Raw genomic sequence first — 19703 nt, 5'->3', positions numbered from 1 at the left:
CTTACTCAATATCCATACTACTGACCTGCCATGCAGACCTTGAATAATAAATCTGATTATTCAATTCTGGCATGCTGTCATAGGGGTACACAATGAATAACGGGCCTTTGTCACGGATGCGCATATATTTTCCGTTGATTTTTAACGCAAGGATAGCATTGTATTTTTTGAAATCACTAAGAGGGATAACAGTGGTGTAGTCATTGAGTGCAGTGACCTTAACAACAGAGCCGTTCGCCCCGACATAATCCATGAGCTTTTGTAGCGGAATACCCGTAAAGGTAGTGCGCCCATTATACCAGGGGGAGGTGGTCTGGAAACTGACCATGCCCAGCTTCTCAAGGCTGGCGGTATCAAAAACGGCTTTCCCGTCTGCATTTGTATTTTCAATATTACCCGACAGCGTTAAAAGCACTTTACCGGTGGGCCTGGAAAGTTCACCTGCCCATAGCTGGGTGGAGAGTACAAAGCTTACCAACATGACCATTAATCGCATTCTTACCTCACCAATCAGCCGGATGTTAAAGAATTATAATTTAGATATCACGCTATTTATATATATTGCATGGGTATTATTGGTGTAATAACTTCAATAGCTTTTTAACTCTTTTAAATCAGTGAGTTAGTTGTTACCTGTTCTGCTGTGGTGCATTAAAAATGCTAGTGTGTTATTTGAGTAAAGCTAAATTTCACTATGTATGTACAAAAATAAATCATCTATTTACTCAGTGCCAATAAATACGCACGAAAATAAAGGTTTATTTTTTTCACTGCAGCTGGATTTGGTTGTTTACTGGTGGGTAACTATATCGGGCACGAAGCCGCCTTTAGTGTAGCGGGAGCGCTTCGTGTCGGTAATCAAGGACAAAAATTCTATACGCGGCAAGTGTGGTCTATCTGAACCCGTTTATTCACCCCCCTGAGCTGACTGGCGGGCATACAGATAGGCGGTGGCCCTCGATACGCCCAGATGCTGTGCAACCGTATCCATAGATTTGCGTACGTTCAGCAAACCGTCCTGGCGTAATTGTTGAATCAGCAGCTTACGGTCTTGAGGTTTAAGGGCTCGGGCCGTCGTCGCGCGTTTAGCGGCAAAGTCATCAATACGCTGGCGGATGACTTCATTACTGCCGGGATCGATATGTTCCTTAATGGGGGAATTTTCAGTTTCAGTAAAACGCGCAAGAGCACTCTGCATACCACGGAACAGCGTCATATCGACATTCAGGCAAAGTGCCGCTACGTATTTGCCGTCTTCGTCCTTAATGCCAATCGATGTACTTTTCACCGGGCGGCCATCGGCAAACTGATTGCTGTAGTTCGCAATGATGCTGGGAAAGTCAGGTGATGCGATTCTCGCCAGGCCAAGCTCGGTTGCTGGCTGGCCAGGTTGACGTCCGGAAAGATTATTATGGATGGATAAAATGGCATGTTCTGGATTTTTGAGGTCATGAACCACCACTTCGCAAAACGGAGAGAAGGTCTCACTCAATCCCCTGGCGATAGTATCAATTTGGCTGAGAAGCGAGTTATTGTCGGTTTTTGGCATGCCAGTCTCCTGCGGTGATGTCTGTTGCCATGATTGCGAGCAGTTTACAGTGACCTGGGAACGTTTTTCCAGACGGGAGTGTACAGACAGTAAAAGTAGGGTATCTGCATGGCAGATACCCTGTTTATCATCCGGCCAGAAATTCACTGTAGCGACTGATATCCACGTTTCCGCCGCTGATGATAATGCCGATTTTCTTGCCGCGAAGCTCAGCTTTACGCGCTCTGGCGGCAGCAAAACCCAGACACCCGGTTGGCTCTACGACGATTTTCATGCGTTCAGCGATAAATTTCATTGAGGCAATTAACTCAGCGTCTGAAACAGTCAGAATATCGTTCACGTTTTGCTGGATAATCTGAAATGTATAGTTCCCGAGATGTTGAGTCTGAGCACCGTCAGCAATGGTTTTGGGCGTATTGATATGAACTATTTTTCCACTTCGGAACGACTGTTGACCATCGTTACCCGCCTCAGGTTCGACACCATAGATGATGCAGTCAGGAGACAGATGTCTGGCCGCCAGGGCGGATCCTGAGAGCAGGCCGCCACCGCCCAGACACACGAAAAGAGCGTCTAACTGACCCACTTCTTCAATTAGCTCTTTTGTGGCGGTGCCCTGGCCTGCTATCACGTGCGGATGGTCGTAAGGGGGGATCAGCGTTAACCCCTGTTTCTCCGCCAGGTCCCGACCAATTTTTTCACGATCTTCAGTATAGCGATCGTAAGTTACCACTTTTCCGCCATAGCCTTTCGTCGCCGCAACTTTGGCCGCCGGGGCATCATGCGGCATAATAATTGTTGCTGGAATACCCAACAACTTTGCCGACAGGGCAATGGCCTGTGCATGGTTGCCGGAGGAAAACGTCACGACGCCCGCAGCGCGTTGTTGTGGCGTGAACTGGCGTAGCGCATTCATAGCGCCACGAAATTTGAAGGCGCCCATTCTCTGGAAGTTTTCGCACTTAAAGAAGACTTCCGCGCCAAATTCTTCATTTACCGTTCGGGAGGTCATCACCGGCGTTTTGTTAGCATAATCTGCGATGCGCTCTGCCGCAGCGGCAACATCGTTATAATCAGGCAGTGTCATTTCAGTCATTGTTGTTCACCTGTATGTTGTTAAACGTCACGCTTGCGGGGCCAACGCAATAGCTTCAACTTCCAGCGCAAAACCATAATGAAGTTCCGCAACACCTGCTACTGCACGAGATGGACGGAAATCGCCGATCCACTCTCCATAGATTTTGTTAAACGTCGGCCACTGGTTCATATCCGTCACATAGACGCGAACAGACACCAGATGCTGACGTGATGCCCCAGCACCAGCCAGACAAGCATCAATATTCTTGAGTACCAGCCGGGTTTGATCTTCAAAAGAGGCATCCGCTTTTTTCTCACCGTCGAAAGTGACCGGCAATTGCCCGGAAATGAAGACGAATCCGCCAGCCGTTGTACTGTGCGAGTAATGACCTGCTGGCTGGAAGCTTCCAGAAGATGAGTTCAGTGTAATGTCCGCGGTCATATGAGAATCTCCAGTCGCAGTTTGTGATTCATTTTGTATAAAATAATACTGTTTGTATTATTTTATACTCCTTCATAGTTCGTTCGGCCAGCGATAGTTTTCGCTAACGCTGATTTTGTGAACTACTGCAAACGTGGCCCAGGCTAAATCACTGTCCTGGAGCGGTGAGGGGGATATCGCTGTTGAAATGGGGAAAGCCGGGGGGAAATGAAGAAATGCCCCCGGGGGGGCGTCTAAGGCAAAAGTTTAGCTGATATGACCGTGGTTAATTTTACTTAGCGGTTCATTGATATCGAAGATTTTGAACGTTACTTCCTCCACACCCAGGTGCTTCAGGCGGGCGGTATGCTTTTTGATATAGGCCTGAGCGGTGTCTTCGTCCTGGAACAGGTAGATGCCTCCCGCTTCGTGATTTGCTTCGTTCTCGGTCCAGATTTTCCAGATGAACCCCGGCTCCTGGTTGATTGATTCGGCCAGTTCAACGAGCTGATTCGACATCTCAGCCCCAAACGGACCATGAAAATCAAAGTGTATCTGCACGAGTTTGTTCGACATAAATCCTCCATGGATTGGTTATTTTGGGTAAGGCTGCTAGCGCAACAGCACTTTACCGGTCAGATAAGTTATCGCCTGCCCACTGATATATACACGCGTTCCTGCTAACTGACAGCGTAAATCCCCGCCGCGTTCAGAGACCTGGCGTGCCAGCATCTGTGTTTTATTCAGTTTTCCAGCCCAGTAAGGGATCAGCATGCTATGTGCCGAGCCTGTGACCGGGTCTTCCGCGACGGCTTCGCCCGGGCAGAAGAAACGGCTGACAAAATCGTATTCCCCGTCACCCGGCGCGGTGATGCATACCATTTTCCCCAGCGGAATCATGGCGTGGATGTTTGGGCGCACAGCCTCAACCTGCTGTTGATTTTCCAGCACCACCATGTAATCGCGTGCCACACGCATCTCTTTGTATTCGGTGATGCCTAATGTTTCCAGCAGTAAAGCGGGCGGCACGGCAGATTCGCTTTGCCAGGCTGGAAAATCAAGCGTCAGCCATTCACCGCAGCGCGTGACCGTCAGCGGTCCCACAAAGCGGGTAGCAAATTGGATTTTGGTATCCGGGTAATCCAGATGTTCAAAGATGACATGCGCGGCGGCAAGCGTGGCATGCCCACACAGATTAATTTCACCCTGAGTGGTAAACCAACGCAGCTCAAAGCCATTCTCATTGGCGACAAAAAAAGCGGTTTCTGACTGGTTATGCTGCTGCGCCATCTTTAATAATGTTTCATCGGGCAACCAGTCCGTGAGCGGACAGACTGCTGCGGCATTACCGCCAAATGTCGTGGTGGTAAAGGCATCCACCATGTAAAAATCGATTTGTTGCACAGAGTAACCCTCTCATCAGGATAAATCACACTCTACCATGCCAGCCATTGGGTCAATGCTCAGATTCGCCACTGTGGTGAAAATTCGTTATCATCCGTTCCCACACCTCATTCTGGCCGCCTGATGTCTACGATCTTCGATACCTTTATTGCCCCGCCTTGCCATGACGAGATAGAGACCCTCTATCAGGACGAGCATCTGGTGCTCATCAATAAACCCAGCGGGTTGCTTAGCCTGTCGGGCAAAAATCCGCAGAATCTCGATTCGGTACATCACCGGCTGGTACAGATTTACCCTGGCTGCACGCTGGTACATCGGCTTGATTTCGGCACCTCTGGGCTGATGGTGGTCGCTCGTAACAAGGCTATCAACGCCGCGCTTTGCCAGCAGTTTAGCCAGCGGACGATCACTAAGGTGTACAGTGCGCTGTTATGCGGACATCTGGAAAACGACGAAGGGGTTATCGACGCCGCAATTGCCAAAGACCCGGCGCTGTTTCCATTGATGTCGATTTGTGCTCTCAACGGCAAACCCGCGCGCTCGCGCTATCAGGTTGTCGAGCGTTTTTATCATCGTCAGGAAGAGGGGACGTTGCTCCCCTTGACGCGGGTACAACTGACCCCTGAAACCGGGCGCACCCATCAACTACGGATCCATTGTCAGCAGTTGGGACATCCTATTTTGGGGTGCGATCTGTACGGTGGACGTCTGCTGCCGGGGACTGAACAAACGCCACGGCTGATGCTGCATGCCAGTGAACTGCATTTCAGGCATCCCATTAGTGAAGCGTGGATGAACGCCAAAAACGCCAGCCCCTTTTGAGGCGAAAAAAGCCGCCTGGCGGCGGCTTTTATGAAGTTATCGCGCAGCGCGTTGTAAAATAACCGCTGACGGCTGGCGTTGTAGAAACCGCATCCGCAGCATCATCAGTATCGCCGCAGAGGTCAGGCCGATAATAAAGCCCATCCAGAATCCCGCCGGTCCCATCCGGTCAACTACCAGATCGGTAAGCGCCAGAATATAACCGCTCGGCAGGCCCAGCACCCAGTATGCCGTAAAGGTAATAAAGAAAATGGAACGCGTATCTTTATAACCACGCAGGATCCCGCTGCCAATAACCTGGATAGAGTCCGAAATTTGATACACAGCGGCCAGTAACATGAGCTGAGCCGCCAGGGCGACAACTTCCGGGTTATTGTTATAGAGCAGGGCAATATGCTCGCGGAATGTCACGGTGAAAATCGCTGTTACGACCGCCATGCACACACCAACACCCAGACCCGTTCTGGCTGCGGTTTGCGCATCCAGCGTGGAACCCTGGCCCAGACGATAACCGACACGAATGGTGACGGCGGCAGCCAGAGACATTGGCAGGACGAACATTAACGAGCTGAAGTTCAGTGCGATTTGGTGTCCGGCTACGTCGACAATCCCCAGTGGAGAAACCAGCAGCGCGACCACCGCAAACAACGTCACTTCGAAAAATAACGCCAGCGCGATAGGTAAACCCAGCTGTACCAGACGCTTCATTACTGCGGTGTCAGGTTTCTGGAAACCACGCTCATTACGGATATCTCGCATTGAACGCGCACGTTTGATGTAAGAGAGCATGGCGATAAACATCACCCAGTAAACCGCTGCTGTTGCCACACCACAACCCACGCCACCCAGTTCCGGCATGCCTAAATGCCCATAGATGAAAACATAGTTAACCGGAATGTTCACCAGCAGGCCGAGAAATCCCATCACCATCGCCGGTTTAGTCTTGGCTAATCCTTCGCACTGGTTACGGGCTACCTGGAAGAACAGATAACCCGGTGCGCCCCACAGCAGGGCACGCAGGTAGCCAACGGCTTTATCTGCCAGCGCCGGGTCGATGTTATGCATGGAGCGAATAATGTACCCCGCGTTCCATAGCACAACCATAATCAGCACGGAGACGCTGCCCGCCAGCCAGAATCCCTGACGTATTTGATGGGCGATACGGTCGCGGCGTCCGGAACCATTGAGTTGCGCAATTACCGGCGTCAACGCCAGCAGTAGTCCGTGACCAAACAGAATGGCCGGTAGCCAGATGGACGTACCAATGGCGACTGCCGCCATATCCGTCGCGCTGTATCCGCCCGCCATGACGGTATCAACGAATCCCATTGCGGTTTGAGCGATTTGCGCAAGAATCACCGGAATTGCCAGAGCTAATAACTGACGCGCTTCACTTACATACTTTTGCACGTGTACACCACTATATTGTTGTTATTTGAGAGACTAAAAAAGCCGCCTTATATGGCAGCAAGGAGAAAAAGCAGGGGAAATTTCAGTCTATTGTAGCGAGGAATACGTAATTCTCCAGTGAAAAAACAGGCGCTGGTGGCGCATTGCTGGCAACCTGAATTTCCACCTGCTATTGTGCTGTGCAGAGATGTCTTAATTGAGTTCAGGAGTAGGAAGTATGTTCACGGGTATTGTGCAGGGCACCGCAAAATTGGTGTCCATTGATGAAAAACCGAATTTTCGTACGCATGTTGTGGAGTTGCCTGAATATATGCTGGATGCGCTGGAGACCGGCGCATCGGTTGCCCACAATGGATGCTGCCTGACGGTCACCGAAATTAACGGTAACCAGATAAGCTTCGACCTGATGAAAGAAACGCTGCGTATCACCAACCTGGGCGATCTGAAGGTTGGAGATTTGGTTAACGTTGAACGTGCGGCAAAATTCAGTGATGAGATTGGCGGACATTTAATGTCGGGCCATATTATGACCACTGCCGAAGTGTCGAAAATTCTGACCTCGGAGAATAACCGTCAGGTGTGGTTTAAAGTCCAGGATCCGTCGCTGATGAAATATATCCTGTACAAAGGATTTATTGGTATTGACGGTATCAGTCTGACGGTCGGTGAAGTGACGCCGACGCGTTTCTGTGTACATTTGATCCCGGAAACGCTGGAGCGTACGACGCTTGGCAAGAAAAAGCTGGGCGCACGGGTTAATATCGAAATCGATCCCCAAACGCAGGCGGTGGTTGATACCGTTGAGCGTGTCCTGGCGGCGCGTGAAAGCGCCATCAGCAACATAACGGGCGAAGCGGGAGCCTAAGCCTGAGAGTAAAGCCCCCGTTGCTACGGGGGCGAAAACGATTAGCGGGGAACGCGCAGACCGTGTTCAACACCGCGGGAAAAGACCACCTGCCATAGCTGAATATCTCGAGCACGAAACGCCCCGGCGCAGGCGTTCAGATAATAGCTGAACATCCGCTTGAAACGTTCGGTGTAGTTATCGGCGATTTCAGGCCAGGAGCTCATGAAACGCTCGTGCCATGCCATCAGCGTCGTGTCGTAATCCGCGCCAAAATTATGCCAGTCCTCCATCACAAAATGTGGTTCGCTGGCGTTGGCAATCTGGCGAACTGACGGCAAACACCCGTTTGGGAAGATATACTTATTGATCCACGGATCAACGTTATTGTCGGTCTTTTTGGAGCCGATGCTATGCAGTAAAAAGAGACCATCCGGTTTTAAATTACGATCGACCACCTCAAAATAGGTGGCGTAGTTCTTCGGTCCAACATGTTCAAACATGCCGACGGAGACAATGCGGTCGAATTTGTCGTTCAGGTCGCGATAATCCTGCAGCAAAATGGTGACATCCAGCCCAGCGCAACGTTCCTGTGCCATTTTCTGCTGTTCTGCCGAAATGGTCACACCCACCACGCTCACGCCATATTGCGATGCCATAAACTGGGATAAACCACCCCAGCCACAGCCAATATCAAGCACCCGCATTCCTGGCTTCAGTTGCAATTTTTCAGCAATCATTTTGAGCTTCGCCTGCTGGGCAGATTCCAGAGTGTTGGCATCTTTCCAGTAGGCGCAGGAATACTGCATATAGGGGTCAAGCATGCGGGTAAAGAGATCGTTGCCCAAATCGTAATGTTCTTTGCCGACCATCCACGCACGTTTTTTGGTCTGTAAATTGAACAGGCGAGCCGTGGCGATACGTAGCGTATCTTTAAAGTGGCGGGGGAGTTGGTTTTCAAGACCGGCGCGCAAGACTTTACTAAAAAACATGTCCAGCCGGTCGCATTCCCACCAGCCATCCATATAACTTTCACCCAACCCTAACGATCCTTCCTGCAATACGCGTTTGAAAAAATCGGGGTTCTTTACTCGAATATCAGCCGGTGCATTGCCATTAATGGCAATGCCTGCACGGCTCAATAATTCATTAGTAATGCGGTACCAGTCATCATCCGGTACGCTGACGTCTTCTATACATGATGAACTCATAGCTTCTCCATCACTGGTCGGTGATCAGAACCTTAAAACAGCGTAGACGCTTTTTTGGGCTTTGTGAGAAATCTCACGGAATTAATCCGCGAATCTATAATCCGACGTAGAACAGAGGAAGGGAGAAACCCTTGCCGAAAAGGCCATCCGTGGTAAAACGGGAACGTTCTTGTCCCCGTTAACGCATTAAAATTATCGTTTTTTTAACAACTGAAAATCAGTATATGCCTGAATTTTTGACGATTCAACCAATAATTGTTAGCGGGCTAACTAAATGCCCGCAACCATTATTAGTGCGACTCTCTGTGGGCAACTTGCGCACGATCATCTGTTTGCGGGGCGTCAGTTTTCTGCGACTGCATTTTGTAACCCACAGCAGCCAGCAATACTGTTGTCAGCATAACGCTGGTGGTGGTGAGCAGTGGGGTGGCAATCAACCAGGAAACGACAAGGCTTGCCAGGAAACATAAACCCAGTTGCAGCGTATTCTGCAATGCGGCTGCGCGTCCCGTGGCCTGTGGGAAAGGGCGTAATGCCTGCGCGACAACGATAGGGTAGATTGCGCCGTTCGCAATCGCCATAACGCAGAATGGGATCAGGATTTCAGCCAATGCAACATGATGAATAAAGCCGGTCGCCCAGGTGCCTACAACGCTGAAGGCATACAGAATGAGTAACCAGGGTAGCAGCTGACGACCCTGCCATTTTTGCAGCGCTGCACGACAGCCGTAACCACCAATTAAGAAGGCGATAGTTTGCGGAACATAGCTCAGACCAATTACCGCTGGGCTATAACCCATTTCGCTGAGGATGAACGGGGAACCCGTCAGCCATGCGAAAAAGCTCGCGGAACAGGCGGCATAAATTAGCACGTTTCCACGGTAAGTTTTCGAGCGCAGCAAGGTGGCGAAAGTCAGTTTATCCTGGCTGTCATCGCGCGCTTTAGCCGTTGGCTTTAGACGCAGAGCCGGAAGCATCAGAATCAGAGTAATGGCAAACAGAGTTGCAAAAATGGCCTGCCAGGAAAAATGTACCAGGATCCAACTGCCTAAAAGCGGGGCGAGTGCAGGAGATAACCCGACCAGCGGCATAATAGTGGCAAAGATGCGGTTTACTTTTTGTGAAGGATAATAATCGGTAACCAGCGCTTGCCAGATAACCGACGCCGCACAGACGCCAACGGCCTGAACAAATCGCAGCAGCAGCAAACCAGTGGCGTTTTCAACCCATAGCATGCCCAGACTGCCCAGAGCGAAGATAGATAAACCCAGCAGCAAAATAGGCTTGCGACCATAGTGGTCAGAAAGCGGCCCCCACAGCAGTTGCGCGACGGCAAACCCCGCTAAGAACAAGCTCAGGCTGGCGCTGACGGCAGATGCAGGTGTTTGCAGATCGGACTGAATAGCAGCAAAGGCGGGTAGATACATATCCGTTGCCAGAAAACCGAGCACGCTAAGACCTGCCAGCCAGACTAAAAACCCTTTCCCAGGTTGCATCATCATTTCTCTTTTTTAGCAGTAGAACAATGCCGCTGAGTGTAGTGAGTGTAATTCTCGCTGTGAAACGCTAATATTTGCTTACTGATTTCAAATTTTTTGCAGGCAGAATATGTGGTCGGAATATTCACTTGAAGTGGTTGATGCGGTTGCGCGTAACGGCAGTTTTAGTTCGGCCGCGCAGGAGCTGCACCGTGTACCTTCGGCGGTAAGCTACACCGTGCGCCAGCTGGAAGAGTGGCTGGCGGTGCCACTTTTTGAGCGACGCCATCGGGATGTGGAATTAACGCCTGCCGGGGCATGGTTTTTAAAAGAAGGCCGTTCTGTTATCAAAAAAATGCAGATCACGCGCCAGCAATGTCAGCAAATTGCCAACGGCTGGCGCGGACAGCTGGCGATCGCCGTCGATAACATTGTCCGCCCGGATCGTACCCGACAGATGATCGTGGATTTCTACCGTCACTTTGATGATGTGGAGTTGTTAGTTTTTCAGGAAGTGTTTAACGGCGTGTGGGACGCACTGTCTGATGGGCGTGTGGAGCTGGCCATCGGGGCCACACAGGCCATTCCGGTCGGGGGGCGCTATACCTTCCGCGATATGGGAATGCTGAGCTGGAGCTGCGTGGTAGCCAGTCATCACCCACTGGCGTCAATGCCCGGACCGTTAAGTGATGACACGTTGCGCAACTGGCCGTCACTGGTGCGCGAAGATACCTCCCGAACATTGCCGAAGCGTATTACCTGGCTGCTGGACAACCAAAAGCGCGTCGTCGTGCCGGACTGGGAATCTTCTGCGACCTGTTTGTCCGCGGGATTGTGCGTGGGCATGGTACCGACGCATTTTGCCAAGCCGTGGATCGATAGTGGTAAATGGGTTGCGCTGCAACTGGAGAACCCCTTTCCTGATGCCGCATGTTGTCTGACATGGCAGCAGAACGATACGTCACCGGCATTGAGTTGGCTGCTGGACTATTTAGGGGATAGTGAAACGTTGAACAAGGAATGGCTGCGGGAGCCAGATGAGACTCCCGCACAACAGGCTTAACGGCGGTAATCGCGGAACGGACCGTCGGCAACGGAGCGACGCTCAACCAGGCGCGGATGCACCTCGATAGACTGTGACTCTTCACGTTTATTCACGATACGGTCTAACAGCATGTTGAAGGCCGTTTCACCCAGTGAATCCTTCGGCTGGTGAATGGTCGTCAAGGCCGGCGTGAAGAAGCGGGCGTTGCGCACGTTGTCGTAGCCGATGAGTGAGACATCCTGCGGTACGCGCAGCCCCATTTCGTCAGCGGCGCACAGCGCACCCATTGCCATAATATCGCCACCGCAGAAGACCGCGGTCGGACGATGAGACTGCGACAGAATTTGCTGCATGGCGCGGTAGCCGGATTCAGGCTCAAAATCGCCCTGAACAATCCAGTTTTCAGGCACTTTAATCAGCGCTTCTTCCATCGCTTTCATAAAGCCAGCCAGACGCCCAGCCCCGGTGTTACGTTCCATTGGGCCAGGGATCACGCCAATCTCACGATGACCGCGTTCTACCAGATACCGGCCCGCCATGTAACCGCCTTCGAAGGCGTTATCAATGACTGTGTCGGTAAAGTCGGCTTTTGCTTCGCCCCAGTCCATGACGACCATCGGGATATGGCGATACTCTTCGAGCATAGAAAGCAGCGACTCCGGATACTCAGAACACATCACCAGCAAACCATCAACGCGCTTTTGCGCCATCATCGACAGATAAGCCTGCTGTTTTTCGAGACTGTTCCATGCGTTACCCAAGATCAGGGTATAGCCTTTCTGGAAACAGTTTTTCTCAACGGCTTCGATAATTTCGGCGAAATAGGCCGCTTCGCTGCTGGTCGCCAGCAAGCCGATAGACTTGGTGTGATTTACCTTCAGGCTGCGGGCAACTGCGCTCGGAGAATAGTGCAGTTCTTTGATTGCTGCCCAGACAGCATTACGTGTTTCTTCCGCGACAAAGCGCGTCTTGTTAATTACGTGTGATACGGTTGTAGTGGAAACGTTTGCTCGCTTCGCTACATCTTTAATTGTTGCCATTACATCTCACTCCAGACCATATCCTAAGCTCCTGAGAATACTCCAGGTAAACGTTTGCCTTTACACACCCTTATCGCAACGTAAGGGTTGCGGCACGCCGGGAAAACGACACGGAACGTCAGGAAGGGGTCAATGGCCGGTACGCTAATCAAGTAAGCGTGGAATTTTGTCTGATCTTAACGAAAAGGGGAAGAGTTAAAAGCAGTTATCAATATAAATCGTGAGAGATTTTTGCTTTCAAGTGTGTAAAAATGCGCAATATCACTTTTTGTGTGGGAATAAAAAGGAGAAAACTTGATGAGCACCGATCTGAAATTTTCGTTAGTGACTACCATTATTGTTCTGGGATTGATCGTCGCGGGTGGTCTGACCGCAGCGCTGCATTGATTTCCCCGAGGGAGTTAGCTCTCCCTCATCTCTTCGATTCGTTTTTCCCCTCTATTGTTTGCGAATAAGCAAAAGTCTTTTGCAGTTTTGTTAACTTTATTAATTTTGCGATCAATGTCATGCTTTTGACTCTTATTTTATGTCGTGCCACGGCTCGACGATACGGAGTCGAAATATGAAAATCAATTACCCTTTACTGGCGCTGGCAATCGGGGCGTTTGGTATTGGCACCACCGAGTTTTCGCCAATGGGGTTATTGCCCGTCATTGCTAAAGGTGTGGACGTCTCGATTCCGGCGGCTGGCATGCTGATCAGCGCTTATGCGGTAGGTGTGATGGTAGGTGCACCGCTGATGACATTGCTGCTGTCTCATCGTGCGCGACGTAATGCTTTGATATTCCTGATGGCGATTTTCACGCTGGGTAATGTGCTTTCGGCTATCTCGCCGGATTACACCACGCTGATGCTATCGCGTATTTTGACCAGTCTTAATCATGGAGCCTTTTTTGGTCTCGGTTCTGTGGTTGCAGCCAGTGTGGTACCCAAACATAAGCAGGCCAGCGCTGTGGCAACGATGTTTATGGGGTTAACCATCGCCAATATTGGCGGCGTTCCGGCGGCGACCTGGCTTGGTGAAACCATCGGTTGGCGCATGTCGTTTATGGCCACTGCGGGGCTGGGTGTCATTGCGATGGTCAGCCTGTTCTTCTCATTACCCAAGGGTGGAGCAGGAGAGCGCCCGGATGTCCGTAGCGAACTGGCGGTACTTATGCGCCCGCAGGTGCTGTCGGCGTTACTGACTACCGTACTGGGTGCTGGGGCGATGTTCACGCTGTATACCTACATCTCGCCGGTTCTGCATACTATCACTCATGCTACACCGGCATTTGTTACCGGCATGCTGGTGTTGATAGGCGTTGGCTTCTCGATCGGTAACTATTTTGGCGGCAAACTGGCTGACCGTTCAGTCAACGGTACGCTGAAAGGCTTTTTGCTGCTGCTGATGGTTATTATGCTGGCCATTCCTTTCCTTGCGCGTAATGAGCTGGGAGCGGCGGTCAGTATGGTGGTCTGGGGCGCGGCGACGTTTGCGGTCGTTCCACCGTTGCAGATGCGTGTGATGCGCGTTGCCAGCGAAGCACCTGGATTATCATCGTCAGTCAATATTGGCGCGTTTAATCTGGGGAACGCTCTGGGGGCTGCGGCCGGTGGGGCGGTAATATCTGGCGGCCTGGGCTACAGTTTTGTGCCGGTAATGGGGGCGATTGTGGCGGGTCTTGCGCTGCTGCTGGTGTTCATTTCCGCAAGAAGACAGCCTGAAGAGGCTTTCACTACCGCGAATTAATGCAAAAACGCAGAAGGAAGTCCTTCTGCGTTATCTTTTTTATGCTGCGAAGTTCTTCGCAACAAATTCCCAGTTCACCAGTGCCCAGAAATGTTCCAGGTAGCCAGGACGAGCATTGCGATAATCGATGTAGTAGGCGTGTTCCCATACGTCAACGGTCATCAGCGGCGTCGCGTCGGTAGTCAGCGGAGTACCTGCGTTGGAGGTGGAGACGATAGCCAGTTTGCCATCCGTTCCTTTAACCAGCCAGGTCCAGCCAGAACCGAAGTTTTTGATAGCGGCATCGGTGAACTGCGCTTTGAAATCTGCAAAGCTGCCAAAGGAAGCGGCGATTGCATCAGCCAGTTTACCGATCGGTTCACCACCTGCGTTTGGTGCCAGGCAGTTCCAGTAGAACGTGTGGTTCCATACTTGTGCTGCGTTATTGAATACACCGCCTTCAGAGCTACGAACGATCTCTTCCAGTGATTTGCCTTCAAACGCCGTGCCTTTAATCAGATTGTTCAGATTGGTCACGTAGGTTTGATGGTGTTTGCCATAGTGATATTCCAGCGTTTCGGCAGAAATGTGCGGTGCAAGAGCATCTTTGGCATACGGTAATGCAGGTAATTCAAACGACATTGCTTCTCTCCTTATTATTTATATTGAGTACACACAATAGCCTCATTGTGAGTAAGGATAGGGTAGCAAATTGAAAGGTTATGCAAAAGAAGAACTTACCCTACAGCATGTTCTGTAGGGTAAGTTTTTAGCGAATTGTTTTTGGCGTCATTACCCGACGAGCGCCCACATAGTGGCGCTGCCAGTAATCTTCGCTCAGAGAGGTGATTTGAATTTCCTGCCCGCTGCGCGGTGACTGAATAAACTTACCGTTGCCGACGTAGACGCCGACGTGATCGGCTGTTCCGCGACCCTGGGTACGAAAGAATACCAGATCACCATTTTTCAGTTCGCCACGTTCAATTGGTGCGGCATCACGCAGATGGTACATTTCATTCGCGGTACGCGGAATGCGGAACTTCACCAGATCTTTATAGGCGTAATAAACCAGACCGCTGCAGTCAAACCCGGTTCTTGGCGAGGAGCCGCCCCAACGATAAGGTTTGCCGATTTGGTTCATCAAGGTAGACATAGCGGTTTTAGTCGCTTTCTGCACTTTCACTTTATGTGCATCAGCAAGCGTAGTCGGTGCAGTGGTTTTCACCTTCACGCAGCGTGGTTTATGACCTTTGCGCGGTGTGCATTTTTCCGTCCAGGTAACGGCTGCGGTTTGTGCTGCGGCAGTTTTACTACGGCGATTTGCAGTTTTAGTCGACTTTGCCGGAGTGGCAGTGCGTTTTTTAGAAGAGGAAGCGGTTTTGGTGCTGGTTTTGCTGGTGGTTTTTGTCGCCGTTTTCTTACTGGTCTTTGTTGTTTTTTGGCTGGTTGTTGCGCTTTTCTTTTTATCTACCGTTTTGATGGTGTGAGAATTGGTAGGTGTCGTCCTGGCCTGCTTGGAAGCATGAGCCATAGGCGTAAAGGGCAGTGTAGTAAAAAGTAAAGCACAGAGCGTGATCGAGATTCGGTTTATCCGCGCCACTGAGCAGTCCTCTGGTAAGGCAGGTCTATCGTGCCTGCGTGTGATTTTCAAAACTTGACGATTCTAATCTATAGAAAGAGGGAAAGTTAATAGCTTTTTTAGTTTAAAACTGCGTTTCGTAACCGACCGCAAAAAAAAACAGCAAATAGAGATAGAATTGGTGAACAGATAATCAAATCCACATGTTTGAAGGGGATAAGTGAGATTGTGAATGCAACTTTTAGCGTCAGGGGATAAAATAATAACGCGTAATGAAAATGTTATTTTCCGTTGCCTGTCTGACCCGTTACAATGTCAGACTACTGCCGTAAAAGAAGTTTAAGGAAGCAAGATAATGAGCACCACTATCGAAAAAATCCAGCGCCAGATCGCTGAAAACCCGATTCTCCTGTACATGAAAGGTTCCCCTAAACTGCCAAGCTGCGGTTTCTCCGCACAGGCTGTGCAGGCGCTGTCAGCCTGTGGTGAACGCTTTGCTTACGTTGATATTCTGCAGAACCCGGATATTCGCGCCGAACTGCCGAAATACGCAAACTGGCCGACCTTCCCGCAACTGTGGGTTGATGGTGAGCTGGTTGGCGGTTGTGACATTTTGATCGAAATGTACCAGCGCGGTGAGTTACAGCAGCTGATTAAAGAAACAGCAGCGAAATACAAAACCGAAGAGCCGGACGCTGAGTAATACCAGCAGAAGTAAAAAAGCGACCTGAAATGGTCGCTTTTTTTATGTCGCCGTTACGCTTCTTCAGGCACGGGAAGAGGCCAACCGCCGAGACGTTTCCAGCGGTTAACGATTTCGCAAAACAGCACGGCCGTGCGTTCGGTGTCATATAGCGCCGAGTGCGCCTGATTCCCGTCAAACTCCATTCCCGCCGCCAGGCACGCTTTTGACAACACCGTCTGCCCCAGAGACAGACCGCTTAATGCCGCCGTATCAAAGGTTACAAATGGGTGGAACGGATTACGTTTGAGCGAGGCGCGTTCTGCTGCAGCCATCATGAAACTGTGGTCGAACGTAGCGTTATGCGCCACCATGATTGCCCGATTGCAGCCGCTGTCTTTAATGCCTTTACGCACCATTTTGAAGATGGCATGCAGAGCATCATATTCGCTGACCGCACCGCGTAGCGGATTGTTAGGGTCAATACCGTTAAAGGCGAGCGCTTCCGGTTGCAAATTGGCACCTTCAAACGGCTCTACGTGGAAATGTAACGTCGTGTCCGGCATCAGCCAGCCTTGTTCATCCATTTTCAGTGTGATGGCGGCAATCTCAAGCAGCGCATCGGTTTTGGCATTGAACCCTGCGGTTTCGACATCAATGACGACAGGATAAAAACCACGAAAACGGTCACACAGACCGGAAAGTTGAGCGTTATCGGACATCTGGGTCTCTTAATACGGGAAAATTGCAGCGCGTATTATGGCAAAATGATGAGTATAAAACTATGGGCACAGACGATCTGCGCCCGAGGGGGTGATTAATCGCCCAGGCCGCGCCCGGCGTCTTTCTCTTCGATCAGCTCAATTTTGTAGCCGTCCGGATCTTCAACGAACGCAATCACTGTGGTGCCGCCTTTTACTGGACCTGCTTCACGCGTTACGTTACCGCCATTCTGGCGAATGCGTTCACAGGCTTCAGCCGCGTTGTCTACGCTCAGGGCGATATGGCCATAGGCAGTACCCAGATCATACTTGTCGACACCCCAGTTATAGGTCAGTTCGATTACTGCTTCACTGGTTTCAGGACCGTAGCCGACAAAAGCCAGAGAGTACTTGTATTCAGGGTTTTCGCTGGTACGCAGCAGCTTCATGCCCAGCACGTTGGTATAAAACTCGATGGAACGCTGCAGGTCACCCACGCGCAGCATGGTATGGAGTAAACGCATCTTTTTCCCCTTCGAAAATGGCTAATACATTCAAAATGTTGTTTTAGTATAGCGGCGTTGTTACGCCGCTATCAATGGCAGAACGGAGATTGTGACGTTAGAGGGTAGGATAGTCGGTGTAACCTTCCGCGCCGCCGCCGTAGAAACTTTCGGCACGTTGCGGATTCAGTTCTGCTTTTCGTTGCAGACGCGCCACCAGATCCGGGTTAGCAATATAGGCGCGACCAAAAGCAACGGCGTCGATCAGACCTTTCTCGATCAGCGCTTCTGCTTTTTCTGGGGTGTAAGCACCAGCACCAATGATAGGGCCGTGGAAGCGCGCGCGAACTTTTTCGCGGAACGCATCGGAATACGGCTCGCCACCGGCCCAGTCCGGCTCAGACATGTGCAGGTAAGCGATTCCGCGCTTGCCCAATTGTTCAATCAGATACAGCGCATCGGCTTCTTCGTTTGGACCATTGTCTACGTTCTGGAAAGTGCCAATCGGGGAGACGCGAATACCAATGCGATCGGCACCCCATTCTTTAATTCCGGCATCAACCACTTCCAGTACCAGACGCGCACGATTTTCGACGCTGCCACCGTATTGATCAGTACGCTGGTTAGACGTTGGCGACAGGAACTGGTGCAGCAGGTAGCCGTGGGCAGAGTGCAGTTCAACCATATCGAAACCCGCTTCGCGCGCATTGGCTATCGCCTGACGGAAGTCATTAACGATGCCCGGAATCTCTTCGGTTTCCAGCGCACGCGGCATTGAGGTATCGGCACGCGTTGCCAGGCCGTTTTCATCGCGCAGCGAGGTGCGGGTTCCAGCGCTAATCGCGGAAGGTGCAACTGGAGCTTGACCGTTTGGCTGCAGACTGGCGTGAGAGATGCGTCCGGTGTGCCACAACTGGACAGCAATATGACCTTGCTCAGCGTGTACGGCAGTAGTGATTTTCTTCCATGCGGCAATTTGCGCTTCGCTGTGTAAGCCGGGTGCTCCGGCATAGCCTTTCGCCTGTGCGGAAATCTGCGTCGCTTCGCTGATTATAAGACCCGCGCTGGCGCGTTGACGGTAATACTCGGCCATCAGCGGAGTAGGGATGTCGCCAGGCTCAATACTGCGCAGACGCGTCAGTGGCGCCATAAATATGCGGTTTGCTGCCGTAATGGCACCCACTTTCAGTGGGGAAAACAGTTTTTCAGATGACATGTGGCACTCCTGAATAGACCGGTCGTCTGGTAATGAAGAAAATAAAAACGCCTGTTAAACGGCAGGCGTTGTGATGATGTTTTTAACGTGCGCCAGCGCATTTTCCAGCGGAGTGGCGCTACGAGAAATCTTGGCCTGCAGGTTGGCGCCAAGCCACAGCGCATACAGTACCTGCGCCTGCTGTAACGGCTCGCCAACAAAAGACAGACAATGGCTGGCCTGACCTTTCTCCAGCGCCTGCGCTAACAGCACAATAATGTGCCGCGCGCCTTTATCCATCGCTGTGCGCATATCTTCTGACAGATCGCACACTTCGGCAGACAGTTTTACAGTTAAACAGCCGCTAATAATGCCGTGCTGGCTAAACTGGTTCAGGGTTTCCTGATAGTAGGCCAGAATGCGATCGCGGTAGTTTCCCGCTCCCGTATCAAAGTGCGTAGCCAGTCGCCGATGATAGGCCGCATAGTGGCGTTCCAGCATCGCGACACCGAACGCTTCTTTAGAGCGAAAATAATGATAAAACGAACCTTTGGGTACTTCAGCGGTTTTCAGTAGTTCGCTTAACCCCATGCCGGTGAAGCCGCGCTGCATACACAGCAGTTCGCCAGTCGCCAGCAGATGTTCGCGTGTATCGTGTTCAGTTATTTTGTTCATGGGAAGGAGTGTAATAGACCAGTCGGTCTAATGCAATAGCGCTTGCGAGAAATTCAGTTAACGTCTTCAATAGGTATATCAATCTTATTAAAGGAGGGGATGTGGCCGAACAGCTGGAGTTTTTCCCCGTCCAGAGCCCATGCCGTGGAATATGTCAGTCTGACGAACGCGGCTTTTGCCGCGGCTGTTTTCGCAGTCGGGATGAGCGTTTTAACTGGCAAAAGATGAGCGATACCCAAAAGCAGGAAGTGCTGCGGCTTTGTCGTCAGCGCCTGATGCGTAAATTACGTGCAAACAAAGCCAACCCTTCGGAAGAACCGCAACAACCTTCACTCTTTTAAAAGCGTAATTGCGTA

23 protein-coding genes are annotated in these 19703 nt (G+C 51.0%); 7 read left to right on the top strand and 16 right to left on the bottom strand.

Annotation, left to right across the window (positions count from 1 at the left end; translation table 11 throughout):
* Position 1: 1 nt before the first annotated feature.
* The 6 genes from OGY04_RS06960 to OGY04_RS06935 all read right to left on the bottom strand — a co-directional run bounded on the left by OGY04_RS06960 (position 2) and on the right by OGY04_RS06935 (position 4451).
* Entirely contained in the window at positions 2 to 496 is a 495-nt protein-coding gene (locus OGY04_RS06960) for a putative pterin-binding protein (protein ID WP_003832739.1), read from the bottom strand.
* 411 nt (positions 497 to 907) lie between these two features.
* On the bottom strand, positions 908 to 1549 hold the full coding sequence (locus OGY04_RS06955) for a helix-turn-helix transcriptional regulator (RefSeq protein WP_057067229.1): 642 nt from the start codon (positions 1547 to 1549) through the stop codon (positions 908 to 910).
* 127 nt (positions 1550 to 1676) lie between these two features.
* Complete coding sequence (locus OGY04_RS06950; protein WP_071446508.1) at positions 1677 to 2645, bottom strand: threo-3-hydroxy-L-aspartate ammonia-lyase; 969 nt, start codon at positions 2643 to 2645, stop codon at positions 1677 to 1679.
* Between the two features lie 27 nt (positions 2646 to 2672).
* Positions 2673 to 3068 carry a RidA family protein gene (locus OGY04_RS06945; RefSeq protein WP_071446507.1) on the bottom strand — a complete coding sequence of 132 codons (396 nt, stop codon included), beginning with the start codon at positions 3066 to 3068 and terminating at the stop codon, positions 2673 to 2675.
* A gap of 246 nt (positions 3069 to 3314) precedes the next feature.
* The gene (locus OGY04_RS06940) at positions 3315 to 3623 is read right to left on the bottom strand and encodes a monooxygenase (RefSeq protein ID WP_057067232.1); all 309 of its coding nucleotides are present in this window, start codon (positions 3621 to 3623) and stop codon (positions 3315 to 3317) included.
* A 36-nt stretch (positions 3624 to 3659) separates the two neighbouring features.
* On the bottom strand, positions 3660 to 4451 hold the full coding sequence (locus tag OGY04_RS06935; RefSeq protein ID WP_103285143.1) for a PhzF family phenazine biosynthesis protein: 792 nt from the start codon (positions 4449 to 4451) through the stop codon (positions 3660 to 3662).
* 123 nt (positions 4452 to 4574) lie between these two features.
* Here OGY04_RS06935 and OGY04_RS06930 point away from each other — a divergent pair, with 123 nt between their 5' ends.
* The gene (locus OGY04_RS06930) at positions 4575 to 5273 is read left to right on the top strand and encodes an RluA family pseudouridine synthase (RefSeq protein ID WP_057067234.1); all 699 of its coding nucleotides are present in this window, start codon (positions 4575 to 4577) and stop codon (positions 5271 to 5273) included.
* Positions 5274 to 5309: 36 nt separating this feature from the next.
* Here the strand turns inward: OGY04_RS06930 and mdtK are convergent, their stop codons facing one another.
* The gene (gene mdtK / locus OGY04_RS06925) at positions 5310 to 6683 is read right to left on the bottom strand and encodes a multidrug efflux MATE transporter MdtK (protein WP_008784661.1); all 1374 of its coding nucleotides are present in this window, start codon (positions 6681 to 6683) and stop codon (positions 5310 to 5312) included.
* 217 nt (positions 6684 to 6900) lie between these two features.
* Between mdtK and OGY04_RS06920 the strand changes: the two genes are divergently transcribed.
* Entirely contained in the window at positions 6901 to 7548 is a 648-nt protein-coding gene (locus OGY04_RS06920; RefSeq protein WP_003832752.1) for a riboflavin synthase, read from the top strand.
* A gap of 41 nt (positions 7549 to 7589) precedes the next feature.
* Here the strand turns inward: OGY04_RS06920 and cfa are convergent, their stop codons facing one another.
* Both cfa and punC read right to left on the bottom strand, forming a co-directional pair.
* Positions 7590 to 8738, bottom strand: coding sequence for a cyclopropane fatty acyl phospholipid synthase (gene cfa / locus OGY04_RS06915; protein WP_008784662.1), 1149 nt, complete (start codon positions 8736 to 8738; stop codon positions 7590 to 7592).
* A 290-nt stretch (positions 8739 to 9028) separates the two neighbouring features.
* Positions 9029 to 10234 (bottom strand): purine nucleoside transporter PunC, encoded by a 1206-nt coding sequence (punC, locus tag OGY04_RS06910; protein WP_286585160.1) that lies wholly within the window; start codon positions 10232 to 10234, stop codon positions 9029 to 9031.
* 112 nt (positions 10235 to 10346) lie between these two features.
* Here punC and punR point away from each other — a divergent pair, with 112 nt between their 5' ends.
* Positions 10347 to 11279 carry a DNA-binding transcriptional activator PunR gene (gene punR / locus OGY04_RS06905; RefSeq protein WP_003029215.1) on the top strand — a complete coding sequence of 311 codons (933 nt, stop codon included), beginning with the start codon at positions 10347 to 10349 and terminating at the stop codon, positions 11277 to 11279.
* Here punR and purR read toward each other — a convergent pair.
* Complete coding sequence (purR, locus tag OGY04_RS06900) at positions 11276 to 12301, bottom strand: HTH-type transcriptional repressor PurR (RefSeq protein WP_003832757.1); 1026 nt, start codon at positions 12299 to 12301, stop codon at positions 11276 to 11278. The genes punR and purR overlap by 4 nt on opposite strands.
* A gap of 297 nt (positions 12302 to 12598) precedes the next feature.
* Here purR and cydH point away from each other — a divergent pair, with 297 nt between their 5' ends.
* Together cydH and OGY04_RS06890 are read left to right on the top strand one after the other, a co-directional pair.
* On the top strand, positions 12599 to 12688 hold the full coding sequence (gene cydH / locus OGY04_RS06895) for a cytochrome bd-I accessory subunit CydH (protein WP_003029209.1): 90 nt from the start codon (positions 12599 to 12601) through the stop codon (positions 12686 to 12688).
* A gap of 175 nt (positions 12689 to 12863) precedes the next feature.
* Entirely contained in the window at positions 12864 to 14033 is a 1170-nt protein-coding gene (locus OGY04_RS06890; RefSeq protein ID WP_008784665.1) for an MFS transporter, read from the top strand.
* Between the two features lie 39 nt (positions 14034 to 14072).
* On the opposite strand, the gene sodB is transcribed toward OGY04_RS06890, so the two are convergent.
* Both sodB and OGY04_RS06880 read right to left on the bottom strand, forming a co-directional pair.
* A complete protein-coding gene (gene sodB / locus OGY04_RS06885; protein WP_286585029.1) occupies positions 14073 to 14654 on the bottom strand; it encodes a superoxide dismutase [Fe] in 582 nt (193 codons plus the stop codon).
* A 127-nt stretch (positions 14655 to 14781) separates the two neighbouring features.
* On the bottom strand, positions 14782 to 15612 hold the full coding sequence (locus tag OGY04_RS06880; RefSeq protein ID WP_079933979.1) for a C40 family peptidase: 831 nt from the start codon (positions 15610 to 15612) through the stop codon (positions 14782 to 14784).
* Positions 15613 to 15946: 334 nt separating this feature from the next.
* On the opposite strand from OGY04_RS06880, the gene grxD reads away from it, so the two are divergent.
* Positions 15947 to 16294: a monothiol glutaredoxin 4 gene (grxD, locus tag OGY04_RS06875; RefSeq protein ID WP_003832760.1), complete on the top strand. Its 348-nt coding sequence runs from the start codon at positions 15947 to 15949 to the stop codon at positions 16292 to 16294.
* A gap of 53 nt (positions 16295 to 16347) precedes the next feature.
* Here the strand turns inward: grxD and rnt are convergent, their stop codons facing one another.
* From rnt to OGY04_RS06855, 4 genes are all read right to left on the bottom strand, one after another.
* A complete protein-coding gene (gene rnt / locus OGY04_RS06870) occupies positions 16348 to 16995 on the bottom strand; it encodes a ribonuclease T (protein ID WP_003029200.1) in 648 nt (215 codons plus the stop codon).
* Between the two features lie 95 nt (positions 16996 to 17090).
* Positions 17091 to 17498, bottom strand: a complete 408-nt coding sequence (gene gloA, locus OGY04_RS06865) for a lactoylglutathione lyase (protein WP_003832762.1) — start codon at positions 17496 to 17498, stop codon at positions 17091 to 17093.
* 97 nt (positions 17499 to 17595) lie between these two features.
* Entirely contained in the window at positions 17596 to 18693 is a 1098-nt protein-coding gene (locus OGY04_RS06860) for an alkene reductase (protein ID WP_286585028.1), read from the bottom strand.
* A 54-nt stretch (positions 18694 to 18747) separates the two neighbouring features.
* Positions 18748 to 19347 (bottom strand): TetR/AcrR family transcriptional regulator, encoded by a 600-nt coding sequence (locus tag OGY04_RS06855; RefSeq protein WP_003832766.1) that lies wholly within the window; start codon positions 19345 to 19347, stop codon positions 18748 to 18750.
* 101 nt (positions 19348 to 19448) lie between these two features.
* Here OGY04_RS06855 and OGY04_RS06850 point away from each other — a divergent pair, with 101 nt between their 5' ends.
* Positions 19449 to 19688 (top strand): DUF1289 domain-containing protein, encoded by a 240-nt coding sequence (locus tag OGY04_RS06850; protein ID WP_003832768.1) that lies wholly within the window; start codon positions 19449 to 19451, stop codon positions 19686 to 19688.
* The last annotated feature ends 15 nt before the right edge of the window (positions 19689 to 19703 follow it).

It is taken from the genome of Citrobacter sp. Cpo091 (assembly GCF_030332645.1).
GTDB lineage: Bacteria > Pseudomonadota > Gammaproteobacteria > Enterobacterales > Enterobacteriaceae > Citrobacter > Citrobacter portucalensis.
The sequence above is the reverse complement of the archived record's forward strand: the minus strand, read 5'-3'. Positions and strand labels throughout refer to the sequence as shown.

Excerpts from the sequence above, each read along its gene's own strand:
- sodB (WP_286585029.1), bottom strand. The coding sequence starts at position 14,654 with ATGTCGTTTGAATTACCTGCATTACCGTATGCCAAAGATGCTCTTGCA.
- OGY04_RS06855 (WP_003832766.1), bottom strand. The coding sequence starts at position 19,347 with ATGAACAAAATAACTGAACACGATACACGCGAACATCTGCTGGCGACT.
- OGY04_RS06920 (WP_003832752.1), top strand. The coding sequence starts at position 6,901 with ATGTTCACGGGTATTGTGCAGGGCACCGCAAAATTGGTGTCCATTGAT.
- OGY04_RS06860 (WP_286585028.1), bottom strand. The coding sequence starts at position 18,693 with ATGTCATCTGAAAAACTGTTTTCCCCACTGAAAGTGGGTGCCATTACG.
- OGY04_RS06955 (WP_057067229.1), bottom strand. The coding sequence starts at position 1,549 with ATGCCAAAAACCGACAATAACTCGCTTCTCAGCCAAATTGATACTATC.
- cydH (WP_003029209.1), top strand. The coding sequence starts at position 12,599 with ATGAGCACCGATCTGAAATTTTCGTTAGTGACTACCATTATTGTTCTG.
- purR (WP_003832757.1), bottom strand. The coding sequence starts at position 12,301 with ATGGCAACAATTAAAGATGTAGCGAAGCGAGCAAACGTTTCCACTACA.
- OGY04_RS06930 (WP_057067234.1), top strand. The coding sequence starts at position 4,575 with ATGTCTACGATCTTCGATACCTTTATTGCCCCGCCTTGCCATGACGAG.
- OGY04_RS06890 (WP_008784665.1), top strand. The coding sequence starts at position 12,864 with ATGAAAATCAATTACCCTTTACTGGCGCTGGCAATCGGGGCGTTTGGT.
- grxD (WP_003832760.1), top strand. The coding sequence starts at position 15,947 with ATGAGCACCACTATCGAAAAAATCCAGCGCCAGATCGCTGAAAACCCG.
- gloA (WP_003832762.1), bottom strand. The coding sequence starts at position 17,498 with ATGCGTTTACTCCATACCATGCTGCGCGTGGGTGACCTGCAGCGTTCC.
- OGY04_RS06940 (WP_057067232.1), bottom strand. The coding sequence starts at position 3,623 with ATGTCGAACAAACTCGTGCAGATACACTTTGATTTTCATGGTCCGTTT.
- OGY04_RS06950 (WP_071446508.1), bottom strand. The coding sequence starts at position 2,645 with ATGACTGAAATGACACTGCCTGATTATAACGATGTTGCCGCTGCGGCA.
- OGY04_RS06960 (WP_003832739.1), bottom strand. The coding sequence starts at position 496 with ATGCGATTAATGGTCATGTTGGTAAGCTTTGTACTCTCCACCCAGCTA.
- rnt (WP_003029200.1), bottom strand. The coding sequence starts at position 16,995 with ATGTCCGATAACGCTCAACTTTCCGGTCTGTGTGACCGTTTTCGTGGT.
- punC (WP_286585160.1), bottom strand. The coding sequence starts at position 10,234 with ATGCAACCTGGGAAAGGGTTTTTAGTCTGGCTGGCAGGTCTTAGCGTG.
- punR (WP_003029215.1), top strand. The coding sequence starts at position 10,347 with ATGTGGTCGGAATATTCACTTGAAGTGGTTGATGCGGTTGCGCGTAAC.
- OGY04_RS06945 (WP_071446507.1), bottom strand. The coding sequence starts at position 3,068 with ATGACCGCGGACATTACACTGAACTCATCTTCTGGAAGCTTCCAGCCA.
- cfa (WP_008784662.1), bottom strand. The coding sequence starts at position 8,738 with ATGAGTTCATCATGTATAGAAGACGTCAGCGTACCGGATGATGACTGG.